This is a genomic window from Lysobacter sp. M2-1, assembly GCF_022662495.1.
Classification (GTDB): Bacteria; Pseudomonadota; Gammaproteobacteria; order Xanthomonadales; family Xanthomonadaceae; genus JAKPBU01.
Genome location: NZ_JAKPBU010000001.1, coordinates 1,438,672 through 1,451,824 on the forward strand (window position 1 = coordinate 1,438,672; position 13,153 = coordinate 1,451,824).

Here is a 13,153-nt window from a genome sequence, read left to right on the forward strand (position 1 = left end):
CCCGCGCACCTGGTCCGCGCGCCCGGCAAACTGCCAGGTGCGGGCGAAGGTGCCCCTGTTCACGGCCCCCGCGGCGGCGCGAGGCTGATCGCGATGGACCATCGATCGCGGCGCGGGCTTGCGTCGCCTCGACGGCATCCCCATCCATGGAGCTTCCGCAGGAGGCCGCATGGATCCCAGCCGCAATCCCAACGTATTCCACGCCACCACCATCCTTTCGGTTCGCCGCGAGGGCCGGGTGGTAGTCGCGGGCGATGGCCAGGTCACGCTCGGCAACACGGTGATGAAAGCCAATGCGCGCAAGGTGCGCCGGCTCGGCAAGGACGGGCAGGTGCTGGCGGGGTTCGCCGGGGCTGCGGCCGATGCCTTCACCCTGTTCGAGCTGTTCGAATCGAAACTGGAAAAGCACGGCCAGCTGACCCGCGCCGCGGTGGAACTGGCCAAGGATTGGCGCACCGAACGCCGGTTCGGCAAGCTGGAGGCGCTGCTCGCGGTCGCCGACCGGGAAACCTCGCTGATCGTCTCAGGCACCGGTGACGTCATCGAGCCCGAGGACGGGCTGGTCGCGATCGGTTCCGGCGGGCCGTACGCGCTGTCCGCGGCGCGGGCGCTGCTGGCGCATACCCAGTTGGATGCCAAAGCCATCGCCACCGCAGCGCTCAACATCGCCGGCGACGTGTGCATCTACACCAATCGCAACATCGTCGTCGAAGAACTTTGATGCCCTTGTAGGAGCGCCTCTTAGGCGCGACCGGTGCCGAATCTCCATCCGGAATAGCATGTCGCGCCTAAGAGGCGCTCCTACAGGGAGCTCTTACGCAATCGCTCCCCACGCAGGATCCCATGTCGAAGACCCAGAACAACTCCGCCACCATGACCCCGCGCGAGATCGTGCAGGAGCTCGACCGCCACATCGTCGGCCAGCAGGCCGCCAAGCGCGCGGTCGCCATCGCCCTGCGCAATCGCTGGCGGCGGATGCAGCTCGACGACGAGCTGCGCAACGAGGTGATGCCTAAGAACATCCTGATGATCGGCCCCACCGGCGTGGGCAAGACCGAGATCGCGCGGCGCCTGGCCACGCTGGCCAATGCGCCGTTCGTGAAGGTGGAAGCCACGCGCTTCACCGAGGTCGGCTATGTCGGCAAGGACGTCGAGCAGATCATCCGCGACCTGGCCGACACCGCGGTCAAGCTCTACCGCGAGCAGGCCAAGGCGCGCGTGCGTCACCAGGCCGAGGAGCGGGCCGAGGACCGGATCCTCGATGCGCTGCTGCCGCGCCGCGCCGGCGGCTTCGGCTTCGGCGCGCCGAACGCGCAGGACATCGCGGCCGAGCCCTCGGCCGCCGACAGCGATACCCGCGCCAAGCTGCGCCGGCAGTTGCGCGCAGGCGAGCTGGACGAGCGCGAGATCGAGATCGAAACCGCGATCAATGTCGGCGTCGACATCATGGCGCCGCCGGGCATGGAGGAAATGGGCCAGCAGCTGCGTTCGATGTTCTCGCAGCTGGCCGGCAGCAAGACCAACCGCAAGACCATGCCGGTGCGCGCAGCGCGCCCGCTGCTGATCGAGGAGGAAGCGGGCAAGCTGGTCAACGAGGATGAGGTGCGCGAAGCCGCGATCGAGGCCTGCGAACAGCATGGCATCGTCTTCATCGACGAGATCGACAAAGTCGCCAAGCGCAGCGAAGGCTACGGTGCCGACGTCAGCCGCGAAGGCGTGCAGCGCGACCTGCTGCCGCTGGTGGAAGGCTCCACCGTCAGCACCAAGTACGGCGCGGTCCGCACCGACCACATCCTGTTCATCGCCAGCGGCGCGTTCCATCTGGCCAAGCCGTCCGACCTGATCCCGGAGATGCAGGGCCGGTTCCCGATCCGGGTGGAACTGGGCGCGCTGGGCAAGCACGAGTTCGTGCGCATCCTGACCGAGCCCAAGGCATCGCTGACCCGGCAGTACGTGGAGCTGCTCAAGACCGAAGGCGTGGCGCTGTCGTTCTCGGCCGACGCGATCGATCTGCTCGCCGAGATCGCCGCCCAGGTCAACGAACGCCAGGAGAACATCGGCGCCCGCCGCCTGCATACCGTGCTCGAGCGGCTGCTCGACACCCTCAGCTTCGACGCGCCCGACAAGGGCGGCGAGGTCGTGATCGACCGCGCCTATGTCGACGCGCACCTGGGCGAGCTGGTCCAGGATCCGGACCTGAGCCGCTACATCCTCTGAACGGCAGTCTCTGAACGGCAGCCTCTGAGCGCCAGCGGACGGCGCGCCGGGGTCCGGAATCCGGCAGCGACCGGCAGGCGGCGGTCAGCCGCGCGAACGCGAGGTGCGTGCGGACGCGCCTGCAGCCGGCTTGCGCGCTGCTGCGTAGGTGCGCACGGGCAGCAATGCATGGCGTTCGACCGCGAAACGTTCGCTTGGATCCAGCCATGCACGCAGGCGCAATACATCCGTGGGTCGCTCCAGCACCAGCGGCAGCGAGATCCTGCCCAGGGCGTCGGGCCGGACCCAGTGGGTCGCAACGATCTCACCTTGGGCGGAGACCGCTTCCAGCCAGAACGGCGTGCCCGGACGCTGCTGGGTCCACAGCTGCAGCAGGTAACGGCCGCGGTCGGCGTTCTCGATCCGGTTGGCGATGGTCACCGGCTGGCGCGCGCGTGCGCCATGGCGTGCCGGTCGCCCGGAGACCGCATCCACGTGCACGCCGCGCCGCAGCTGGGTTTCACCGACCAGGCGTGCGCCACGCTCGCGGTCGACCAGTAGCGCGCACCACTCGTTGTCGAGCACCCGGTCCTCGAAGGCGATGCAGCGCTGCACATAGGCCGCAACGTTTCCAGGCCGCATGCGCGCGAGCTGGCGCACGGTGTCCTCCAGCGTGATTCCACTCAACCTGCCTTCGTCGTCGTACTGCAGCAGCACCGGCGGCTCGACCCGCTGTCCGCCGATCGCGATCCGGCCATCGCCGTCCATGCGCAGGTCGCCGCTGCTGTCCGGGGTCCATAGCGAGCGGGAATAGGCCAGATAGCGCGGATAGGCGTCATCGTCGCCCGCCCGTGCGGCCGCGCTGGCGCTGCGAGCCGGTCGGGCGGCCAGCAGCGAACGGCCGAAGCCGATCGCTTCGATCGAGGGGTCGAGCAGCTGCAGCAACGTGGCGCCGGCATCGAGCGGACTGCCCCGGCTGGCCGTGAACTGGCGTGGTGCGATGTCCTTGCCGAGGAACAGCAGCAGATTCTCGCGGTGCAGATCTGCCAGCACCGGACTGAGGTCATTGGGCATCGCCAAGTGGTCTGAGGACACCACGATCAGGGTGTCGTCGGCGTATGGGCTGTTGCGGATCCGGTCGACCAGCGCCCCGATCAGGCGATCGCTGCATTTGAGCGCGTGCAGCAGGCCGATGTCGCCATGCCGGCTGCGATATGGCTGGCCGCGACATGACACCGGCAGGTGCCCGGCCGGATGGTGGGTGTCCATGGTCAGCGCCACCAGCATGAACGGGCGCTCGGCACGCGACAGGCTCTGGAAGCGCTGCCAGGCGTCCTCGAGGAGCACATCGTCGTGCAGGCCCCATTCGGAGAAATGCGCGGGCGCGACGCCGCGGTCGCGGTAATAGGCCATGTCGCGCACGTCTTCGAAGCCGTGGCTGCGCAGGAACCGGCCCTTGCCGGCGAACGCGGAATCGGCCCCGCCGACGAAATGATTGCTGTACCCCTGCCGGCCCAGGTAGTCGGCCAGGCAGTCCGCGTCGGGGAGAAACCGGGCCATGCGCCCCATGCTGTTTTCGTCGCCGGGCGTGGTGGTCAAGGGCACGCCGCACATGGAAGCCACCATTCCGGCGATGGTCCAGCCGGTGCCTTCGACCGAGTCCAGGTCGCGCACGTCCAGGCCCTGGGAGGCCAACCGGGTCAGGTTCGGCGTCAGCCCGGGAAAGGCCACCGGATCCAGATAGGTGCGCTCCAGGCTCTCGGCGTAGATCCACACGATGTTGCGGGGACGGCGGATCGGCTGGGATGGCTTGACGTATTCACCTGCGACCGCGCTGTAGTCGACCGGGCGCTGATTGCGGTACAGGCGCAGGGCATCGGACGGCAGCGGGCTGATCGCCACCGCCACCAGCAGTACGCAGGCGAAGGCCGCCAGCGCCCCGCCGCCATGCGCGATGTCGCGGAAGCGGCGCACGCGCGGGAGCAGCAACGCGCACAGTGACAGCACGACCAGCCCCAGGAAAGTCGCGATCAGGCCGCTGAATTCGCTGATCCCCGCGCCCTCCAGGTCGGCGTGCATGTGGTAGAGCGCGGCCGCATTGAAGCCATCGCCGCTCAGGCGATCGATCAGCCACCAGCTGCTCAGCGCCAGCATGAGCAGCGACAGCGTCGCGGCCTTCCAGCGCACCGCCTTGCCGGAGACAACGACCAGCGCAACCAGGAGCGCCAGAACGGGGAACAGGGTCCAATGCATCGATCGATCCACGCTTGCGCGTCCGGCGGGAAGCCGGAAGCGGAATTCCGGGGGAGCGGAGCGCCAGGACGGGGGTCATGACAGCCGCGTGACACGATCTTGCCGGAGCAATCCTGACTGAAATGTTGTCGCCCGCATTGCGTCCGCGGCCCTCGGCGTCGCGGCGACATCGATGCGCTCTCCCTATCGTCGGGCCACCGCCCGGTGCCGTCGGGGCGGGATGCCGACTGCTGCCAGGTGGATCCTCGTCGAAGTCCCGCCAGCCCCGGCAGCCTCTGCGACCTGCCTGCCACGCATCAGCCCATGGGGAAGCTTGCCGGGTTGGCGACCGGGTCCGCCGCACCTGCAGCCCGGAAAACCCCGCCCCGTTGCCTTCTGCCGGCAGGATTGGGTGGTCCGGACAGGCCTGGAGTTGGCCCAGCACGCAGTCATTGAACGTGGTCAGCGCGTGCCGTGGCCGCCGCCGCTGAGGGGCCTGGCACCGTCGGCTGGCTTGGACCGACCTCGATGTCCTCGCTCAGGAACAGGCGTCCATCGCGGTTGCCTCCAAGCCATTCGCTTGGCGCGCATCCGGGCCATACCACTTCAAGCCTCGCCGATGTCCTCGTTCCACACGTCCGGATTGGCGGCGATCCAGTCGCCGAGCATCGCGATGCAGCGCTCGTCCGCCAGGTCGATCACCCGCACCCCGGATTCGCGCAGCCAGTCGATCCCGCCGTGGAAGTTGACCGATTCTCCGACCACCACCGTACCGATGCCGAACTGCCGCACCAGGCCGCTGCAGTACCAGCACGGCGCCAGCGTGGTCACCATGATGGTGTCGCGGTAGCGTCGCTGCCGGCCCGCCTTGCGGAACGCGTCGGTTTCCCCGTGCACGGACGGGTCGTTCTCCTGCACCCGGCGGTTATGGCCGCAGCCGAGCAGCCGGCCGTCGTCGTGATACAGCGCCGCGCCGATCGGAATACCGCCTTCGGCCAGGCCCTGCCGCGCCTCGGCGATGGCCGTATCGAGCAATGCGCGGTAATCGGGTGTCGCGATCATGCTTGGCGGGAATTCGTTCCCGGCGATGGCGCGATGATGCGCGGCCGGGTCTTTTCAATCGCAAACGGGAACCCCGGCCGCGGCCGGGGTTCCATGGACGAGGGCGCGGAACGACCGCTCAATGTCCGCCGCTGGTGGCGAGCTTGTCCAGGTCGATGCCCTGCTTCTTCAGCACGCCGCTGGCGCGCACCGCGTAGAAGGCCAGGTAGGCAAAGCAGGCGACGCCGACCCAGAAGCTCATGTGGATGCCCACGCTGTCGGCCAGCGTGCCCTGCAGCCAGCTCACGATGCCCCCACCCATGATCATCATGATCAGCAGGCTGCTGCCCTGGTTGGTGTTGTGACCCAGGCCGGTGATCGCCAGGGCGAAGATGCACGGCCACATGGTGCTGCAGAACAGGCCCACGCTGATGAAGGCCACCGCGCTGGCCTTGCCGGTGGTGAACATGCCGATCAGCAATGCCGCGATGCCGCACAGCGCGAAGTAGAGCAGCATCCGCGCCGGGTTGCCGCGGCTGGCCAGGGTGGCCAGGATCATGGTCACGATGACGAAGACATAGCCGTAGAACTGCGACACCTCATGCTGGGCGATCCGGTTGACCGCCAGGAACACGCCGAAGGCGAGGTAGGGCAGGATCAGGGTGAGCATTCTCTTGGCGCCGGCGCCGATCTCGAACGCGCCGGCCGCGCCGGTCCAGCGGCCGATCATCAGGCTGGCCCAGTACAGCGACACGTAGGGCGCCAGCTGGCTGGTGGAGATGCCCAGGTCCTCCTCCAGATAGGCCGGCAGGTTGGCGATGGTCGAAACCTCCACGCCCACGTAAACGAAGATCGCGATCATGCCCAGCACCAGCTGCGGATAGGCGAAGGCGGATTCCTTGTGGATCAGCTTGCCCTCGTCCTGCGCTTCGGATTCGGTCACCGCATCCAGGTCGATCTTGTTGGGGACGGATGAGAACTTGATGAACACCGCCACCAGGATGAAGGCCAGGCCCAGCACCAGGTACGGAGTCTTGACGCTTTCGATGCTGGCATCGGTGCCACCGGCTGCGACGCTGCCGAAGATCGCCACGCTGACCAGCAGCGGCCCGATGGTGGTGCCGAAGTTGTTGACGCCGCCGGCCATGGTCAGCCGCTGCGCGCCGGTGCTCGGGTTGCCCATCACGATCGCCAGCGGATTGGCTGCGATCTGCTGCAGCGAAAAGCCCAGCCCGACGATGAACAGCCCCGACAGCATCAGGCCGAACGAACCCGCGTTCGCCGCCGGATAGAACAGCAAGGTGCCCAACGCCGAGATCACCAGCCCCAGGCAGATGCCGTTCTTGTAGCCGATCCGGTTCAGCACGTCCTGGCCAATCGATTTGGAAATGCCGAAATAGATCAGCGAGCCGACCGTGTACGCCACGTAGAACGCCACCGACACCAGCTGGCTCTGGCCCTGCGTCAGGTCGAAGGCCTTCTTGAACACCGGGATCAGGATGTCGTTACTGGCGGCGACGAACCCCCAGAAAAAGAACACCGTGATGAGCACACCGAACTGCGACCAGCGGGTTTGTTGTGTCGTCATGAAGGTTGCCGTGCCAGAGGAGGGAATGCGTCGCGCCATGTCCCATGCCGCGCGCGTCCGGGGGAGATCCGCACCGGACGTGTCCTTGCGTCCGCGCCGACACCATACTGGCTGCCGTCCCGTTGCGGAACCCTGTCCCGTCGCGATGCCGATCCGTGCGGTGCGCGCGGCGCCGCATCCCATGGTCCCCGCTGCGACGCAGCTTCGTCTGGCGCGGCTACTTCCCGCCCGGCTCTCGGCGCGCGCTGTCGGTGAGCAGCTCGGCGCGCGCTGCCGCCTGCAGATCCGGTACCGGCACTGTGTCCGGGGCACGTCCCAGACGCGCCGTCAACGCCGCGATCAGGCGCTTGTTGGCATAGGTATGCGGCGAATCGATGTTGTCGCTCTGGGCGGTCATGAAACCGCGCAGCCGCTTGCCGCTGACCGTTTCGGCCTGCGCCAGCTCGACCAGCTTCGCGCGGTACTCCAGCTCCCACGACGCCATGCCCGGATAACGGTTCTGGTCGGCGAAGTGCTGGGTTTCGTGCCCCAGGAACACCACCTGGAACGCCTCCGATGCGAGACCTCCATCCTTGTCGTAGGCCGGCACGATCGCGTAGAGCTTTTCGGCCGTGGCCCAGCCGCCGCTGGAGCCGCGTTCGCAGCGGCCGTAGGCCGACCAGCCGCGGGTGACGAAATCATCGAGCAGTTCCACGTGCACGGTATGCGGCCCCTCGGGCAAGCGCACGTCGTAGCTGCGGCTGTCCTGCCGCCGCCACAGCATCAGTTCGCGCAGTGGCGGGGTCCGGCCAAGCTGTGCGTGGAAGCCGCGCCGCTCCAGTTCGGCCGTGAGGATCGGTTCGAGCGCGTCGAAATCCGCAGCACCCTCCGCCGCGGAACCCAGCAGTGCCTGCAGCTGGGCGTGCAAGCGCTGTTCGAGCGATTGGCGTTGCGCCGGCGCCTGCAGTGCGTGCCACCAATAGTCCCGGTACAGGCGCAGGACTTCCACGACGAATTCGTCCTCGATGCTTTCGACCAGGCGCGGCGGTGCGGAGCGCTGCAGGCGGGCGAACATGCAGGCGCGATAGCCGGCATCCTTGGCGGAAAACTCTGCTGCCGGCACGGGTTCGAGCGCGGCGAGCGCTTGGCCGGCATCGCCTTGCAGAATGGCGCTGGTCGACGCGGCGATGGCGTCCTGGGCTGCAGGCGAGCTTTCATGGCGGCTGGCGGCAGCCGTACCGGCGATCAGGGCGGCCAGCAGGCAGCTGCCGGGAAGCGAGCGAATCGTTGACATGGGGTTTCCGGCGATGGTGGCCGTGGAGCGGCCGTCATGCCGATTGCGCCATGCGCGAACCGGAAGCGTCTTGTACGCATTTGATCTGGGCGCGCAGCCGCGCCGGGGTCAGCCCGCTGCAGCCCCGGACCACCCGGTTGAAATGGCTCTGGTCCGCGAAGCCTGCCAGCGCAGCGACGTCGGCCAGGGAAGCCGCCCCGCCCAACAGGCCCAGCGCGCGCCGCCAGCGCAGCTCCAGGCGCAGCGCCCGCGGACCCATGCCGTGCGAGCGCCGGAATGCGCGGCTGGCGTGGGCGGCGCTCACCCCGAGCCGGGCGGCGATGGCACCGCAGGACTCATCGGAGTCGCGCAATGCCGACAGGAAGGCCGCCTGCCAGTCCGAGGCGGCCGGTTGCAGGGGCTCGGAGGCTTCGAACAGCGCGCGGACCGCCCGGGGGCCGGCCATGCGTAGGACCTGCTGCGCCTCGGACAGGCTCGGCACCGTGCAGGCCACCGCGCGATGGAGCTTGAGGTCGGCTTCCAGCGGCAGGTTGAGCACGCGCGCGCCCTGCCGGCCGAAGGTATTGCCATGCGCATGGAAAGCCGGATGCAGCAGCAGCGTGCCGGGTTCGCACAGGATCGGTCCGTCGATGCTGGCTTCGACATGGCTGCCGTCCACCACCAGCGCCGCGTAAGGTCGGGTATGGCGATGCGTGTCAAGAGCGTTCCCGCCGCCGTGACGGGTCTCGTAGCAGCCGGCTGAGTCCATCGTCCGGATCGTACGGCGCGAGTCTGGAAGGTCACGCCCCGAAAGTCACGGCGCAGGGCCGGGATCGGCCGCAAAGGGGTGCGATAATGCGGTATGGGTACCGACCAGACCACCAGGCCAGCCACCACCCACTTCGGCTACCGCGAAGTGCCTGCGGCCGAGAAGCAGAAGCTGGTCGGCGAGGTGTTCTCCTCGGTGGCCGGGCGCTATGACCTGATGAACGACCTGATGTCGCTCGGCATCCATCGGGTGTGGAAGCGGTATTACGTCGCGACCGCGCCGGTGAAGCGCGGCGACCGCGTGCTCGACCTCGCGGGCGGTACCGGCGACATCGCCGCGCTGCTCAGGGATCGCGTCGGTGAGACCGGCGAGATCGTGCTGGGCGACATCAACGGCGCCATGCTGCGCACCGGCCGCGATCGCATGACCGACCGCGGCAACGTGCGCGGCTTCGAGTACGTGCAGTGCAATGCCGAGGCGCTGCCGTTTCCCGACGCCAGCTTCGACCTGGTCACCATCGCCTTCGGCCTGCGCAACGTCACCGACAAGGACGCCGCCCTGGCCGAGATGCGGCGCGTGCTCAAGGTCGGCGGACAGGCGCGGGTGCTGGAGTTTTCCGAGGTGAAGGCCGAGTGGTTCAAGCCGGTTTATGATTTCCATTCGTTCAACATCCTGCCGCGGCTGGGCAAGCTGTTCGCGAACGATGCCGGCAGCTACCAGTACCTCGCCGAATCGATCCGCAAGCATCCCTCGCAGGAAGCCCTCAAGGGGATGATGGAAGCCGCCGGATTCGATCGCTGCAGCTACCGGAACCTGTCCGGCGGCATCGTGGCGATCCATATGGGGTATCGCGTCTGACCAGGGCTTGAAACAGGCGGTGAGCCAGGGTGATACCGGCATCGGCCGGACTTCCTGACAGACACTTTTCGGGGGACCCGGATTTGCCGGGTGCGGCGCAGTGGTTTGCGCAAAGGGGGGGAGATGCACGTAGCAACGTGGACGCGCCGGGCGGCCTGCATCAGGCCCCGCGCGCATGGGCTGCCGCGATGAAGACATATGCGGTCTTCTCGCACCTGTTTCCGCATTCCTACCGGGCCAAGATCATGGCGGTGATGCTGGTGTGCATCGCCCTGCCGATGCTGGCGCTGGTGGCGTGGCTGGCCAGCAACAACGACGCGGCGCCGGAGCGCATCCTGCTCGGCATCGGCATCGGGCTCGCCGCGACGCTGGTGGGCACGGTGGTGGCGCTGCTGCTGGTCTACCACCTGCTGCAGCCGTTGCGCCGCGCCGTTGCGGCGCTGGACGATTACGAAGGCCAGCGCGTGCTGCCCCGGCTCGTGCCGCACGAGCTGGGCCAGGATGAGATGAGTCGCCTGCTCAACGGGATCCAACGGGTCCTGCATAACGTCGACGGGGCGCGACGCCACCTCGAACAGTACGCGCTGGAAGACCCGTTGACCGAAGCGATGAACCGTCGCGGCTGCACCAACGCCCTCAATGCCTCGGTGGAGGAAGCCCGGACCGGCCGTACCCCGTTCACGCTGTTCGTCGTCGACCTCGACAACCTCAAGACCATCAACGACGAACACGGGCACGCCGCAGGCGACTTCGCGCTGGTCTCGCTGGTGCGGATCGCACGCGAATGCTGCCTGGGCGAGCGCGACTGGATCGGCCGCTGGGGCGGAGACGAGTTCGTGCTCGGCATGCACGCCGATCCCGACATCGCGCTGGACCGGATGCGGGTCTGGATCGAAGTGCTGTCGCGGCCGGTCGATGGCATGCGGCCCGTGCATGTGAGCGTGGGCGCCGCCGCGTGGCGTCCCGGGCTGGAGGCGGGCCAGCTGTATCGCATGGCCGACGCGGTGATGTACCAGGCGAAGTTCGCGGGCGGGCGCAGGGTGCTGGTGCACGAAGCGCAGGACGAAGACAGCGAGATCGCGAGCCCGCTCCGCGCCTGACCGGCGCGCGGGGGCAAGGCCTTACACTGCGGGTTTCCCGATCACGCAGGCCAATCGCCCGATGCGCCATCCGATCCTGATGCTGTCCCTCGCCGCCATTCTCGCCGCCGGTTGCAACCGCGATCCGGCACCGGCCACTGAAACCGCCCAACCCGCCGCGCCTGCCACGGCAGCGGCGCCCGCCGCGGCCGCGATCACCGACGAATTCTCGTACGCGCAGCCGGACAAGGTGCGGATCGCCGACCTGGCGCTGGACCTGGCGCTCGACTTCGCCGCGAAGCAGCTGTCGGGAACCGCCACCTACACCCTCGAGTGGAAGGACCAGTCCGCGACCGAACTGGTGCTGGACACGCGTGCGCTGACCATCGACAAGGTCGAGGCCGAGGGCGCCGGCGGCGCCTGGGCCCCGCTGCAGTTCGCGCTCGCACCGGAGGACAAGACCCTGGGCAGCAAGCTCACCATTCAGACGCCGCAGCGCCCGGCCAAGGTGCGGGTCACTTACAAGACCTCGCCGGAGGCCTCGGGCCTGCAGTGGCTGGAAGCCTCGATGACCGCAGGCAAGCAGCATCCCTTCATGTTCAGCCAGTCGCAGCAGATCCACGCGCGTTCCTGGGTGCCGCTGCAGGACACGCCGCAGGTGCGCTTCACCTACACCGCGCACGTCACCGCACCGGCGGAGGCGATGGTGCTGATGAGCGCCGACAACGATCCCAAGGCGGTACGCGACGGCGACTACAGCTTCAAGATGCCGCAGAAGATCCCGTCCTACCTGCTCGCCATCGCCGCGGGTGACCTGGTGTTCGAGCCGATCTCGCAGCGTGCGGGCGTGTGGGCCGAGCCGGACATGGCATCGAGGGCGGCGGAAGAATTCTCGGACACCGAGAAGATGATCCAGACCGCCGAGAAGCTGTACGGCCCCTACCGCTGGGACCGCTACGACATCCTGGTGCTGCCGCCCTCGTTTCCCTACGGCGGCATGGAGAACCCGCGCCTGACCTTCGCCACGCCCACGGTGGTTACCGGCGACAAGTCGCTGGTCTCGCTCGTGGCCCACGAGCTGGCCCATAGCTGGTCGGGCAACCTGGTCACCTTCGCCACGCCCAACGACGCCTGGTTGAACGAAGGGTTCACCAGCTACGTCGAGAACCGCCTGATCGAGGCGCTGTACGGCCAGGAGCGTGCGGCGCAGGAAACGGTCATTGGCCGCAACGAGCTGAAGGCGGAATACAAGACCATCGACCCGAAGCTGCAGGTGCTCTCGCTCAAGCCCGGCGCGGTGGCCGATCCGGACGAGGCCTCCAGCTCCACCGTGTACACCAAGGGCGCGTGGTTGCTGCAGTTCCTGGAGCAGCGCTTCGGGCGCGCGGATTTCGATGCGTTCCTGCGCGGCTACTTCGACCACTACGCGTTCCAGAGCATTCCCACCACCGAGTTCCTGAAGTACGCCAAGGCCAATCTGCTCGACAAGCATCCGGGCAAGCTGACCATGCAGGAACTGGAGCAGTGGGTGTACGAGCCCGGCATTCCGCCCGGCGCACCGCAGGTGCAATCGCGCGGGTTCAGCGTGGTCGATGCCGCGCGCGTGGCCTGGCTCGGCAGCGCGCAGCTGCCGGCGCCGGCGGTGACCTCCGCCTGGAGCACACAGGAGTGGGTGCACTTCATCGAAAGCATGCCCGAGACGCTCACCCCCGAGCAGCTCAAGCAGCTCGACGATGCCTACAAGTTCACCGGTACGCCCAACGGCGAGATCGCCCAGCGCTGGTATCCGCTCACCGTGCGCAGCGGTTATGCCGAAGCGCGCCCGGCCATTGCCGAATTCCTGCAGCGCATCGGCCGGCGCAAGCTGATCATGCCCACCTACGAGGCGCTGGTGAAAACCGACGACGGCCTGGCCTTCGCCAAGGACGTGTTCGCCAAGGCCAGGCCCGGCTACCACCCGATCACCACAGCTTCGGTGGAAGCGACGATCGCGCAGGCCAAGCCGGCAGCGGCCAGTGCGACGCCTGCGTCCGATGCTGCGGCGGCGGAAGACAAGCCGACCGCAGATGACGCGGAGAAGAACGCTACCCACACCGACGGCACCTCCGGAACGGCGGAGCCCGCCGAAACGAACTAGG

10 protein-coding genes are annotated in these 13,153 nt (G+C 67.9%); 5 read left to right on the forward strand and 5 right to left on the reverse strand.

Translation table 11 applies throughout. The features are described 5' to 3' along the window. Positions 1–169: 169 nt before the first annotated feature. Entirely contained in the window at positions 170–721 is a 552-nt protein-coding gene (gene hslV / locus MC375_RS06315) for an ATP-dependent protease subunit HslV (RefSeq protein WP_242102444.1), read from the forward strand. Between the two features lie 122 nt (positions 722–843). Beyond that, positions 844–2,217 (forward strand): ATP-dependent protease ATPase subunit HslU, encoded by a 1,374-nt coding sequence (gene hslU, locus MC375_RS06320; RefSeq protein WP_242102445.1) that lies wholly within the window; start codon positions 844–846, stop codon positions 2,215–2,217. Between the two features lie 84 nt (positions 2,218–2,301). Here hslU and MC375_RS06325 read toward each other — a convergent pair whose 3' ends face one another. The 5 genes from MC375_RS06325 to MC375_RS06345 form a co-directional block, all read right to left on the reverse strand. Then, on the reverse strand, positions 2,302–4,449 hold the full coding sequence (locus tag MC375_RS06325; RefSeq protein WP_242102446.1) for a phosphoglycerol transferase I: 2,148 nt from the start codon (positions 4,447–4,449) through the stop codon (positions 2,302–2,304). Between the two features lie 585 nt (positions 4,450–5,034). After that, the gene (locus MC375_RS06330) at positions 5,035–5,490 is read right to left on the reverse strand and encodes a nucleoside deaminase (RefSeq protein ID WP_242102447.1); all 456 of its coding nucleotides are present in this window, start codon (positions 5,488–5,490) and stop codon (positions 5,035–5,037) included. 118 nt (positions 5,491–5,608) lie between these two features. Beyond that, complete coding sequence (locus MC375_RS06335; protein ID WP_242102448.1) at positions 5,609–7,057, reverse strand: MFS transporter; 1,449 nt, start codon at positions 7,055–7,057, stop codon at positions 5,609–5,611. Positions 7,058–7,274: 217 nt separating this feature from the next. Next, positions 7,275–8,330, reverse strand: a complete 1,056-nt coding sequence (locus MC375_RS06340) for a hypothetical protein (RefSeq protein ID WP_242102449.1) — start codon at positions 8,328–8,330, stop codon at positions 7,275–7,277. A 34-nt stretch (positions 8,331–8,364) separates the two neighbouring features. Then, positions 8,365–9,078 (reverse strand): helix-turn-helix domain-containing protein, encoded by a 714-nt coding sequence (locus MC375_RS06345; RefSeq protein ID WP_242102450.1) that lies wholly within the window; start codon positions 9,076–9,078, stop codon positions 8,365–8,367. Between the two features lie 93 nt (positions 9,079–9,171). Here MC375_RS06345 and ubiE point away from each other — a divergent pair, with 93 nt between their 5' ends. The 3 genes from ubiE (at position 9,172) to MC375_RS06360 (ending at position 13,152) form a co-directional block, all read left to right on the forward strand. Next, positions 9,172–9,936 (forward strand): bifunctional demethylmenaquinone methyltransferase/2-methoxy-6-polyprenyl-1,4-benzoquinol methylase UbiE, encoded by a 765-nt coding sequence (ubiE, locus tag MC375_RS06350; RefSeq protein ID WP_242102451.1) that lies wholly within the window; start codon positions 9,172–9,174, stop codon positions 9,934–9,936. A gap of 188 nt (positions 9,937–10,124) precedes the next feature. Beyond that, positions 10,125–11,036: a GGDEF domain-containing protein gene (locus tag MC375_RS06355; protein WP_242102452.1), complete on the forward strand. Its 912-nt coding sequence runs from the start codon at positions 10,125–10,127 to the stop codon at positions 11,034–11,036. 61 nt (positions 11,037–11,097) lie between these two features. Next, positions 11,098–13,152 carry a M1 family metallopeptidase gene (locus MC375_RS06360; protein WP_242102453.1) on the forward strand — a complete coding sequence of 685 codons (2,055 nt, stop codon included), beginning with the start codon at positions 11,098–11,100 and terminating at the stop codon, positions 13,150–13,152. Position 13,153 lies beyond the last annotated feature (1 nt).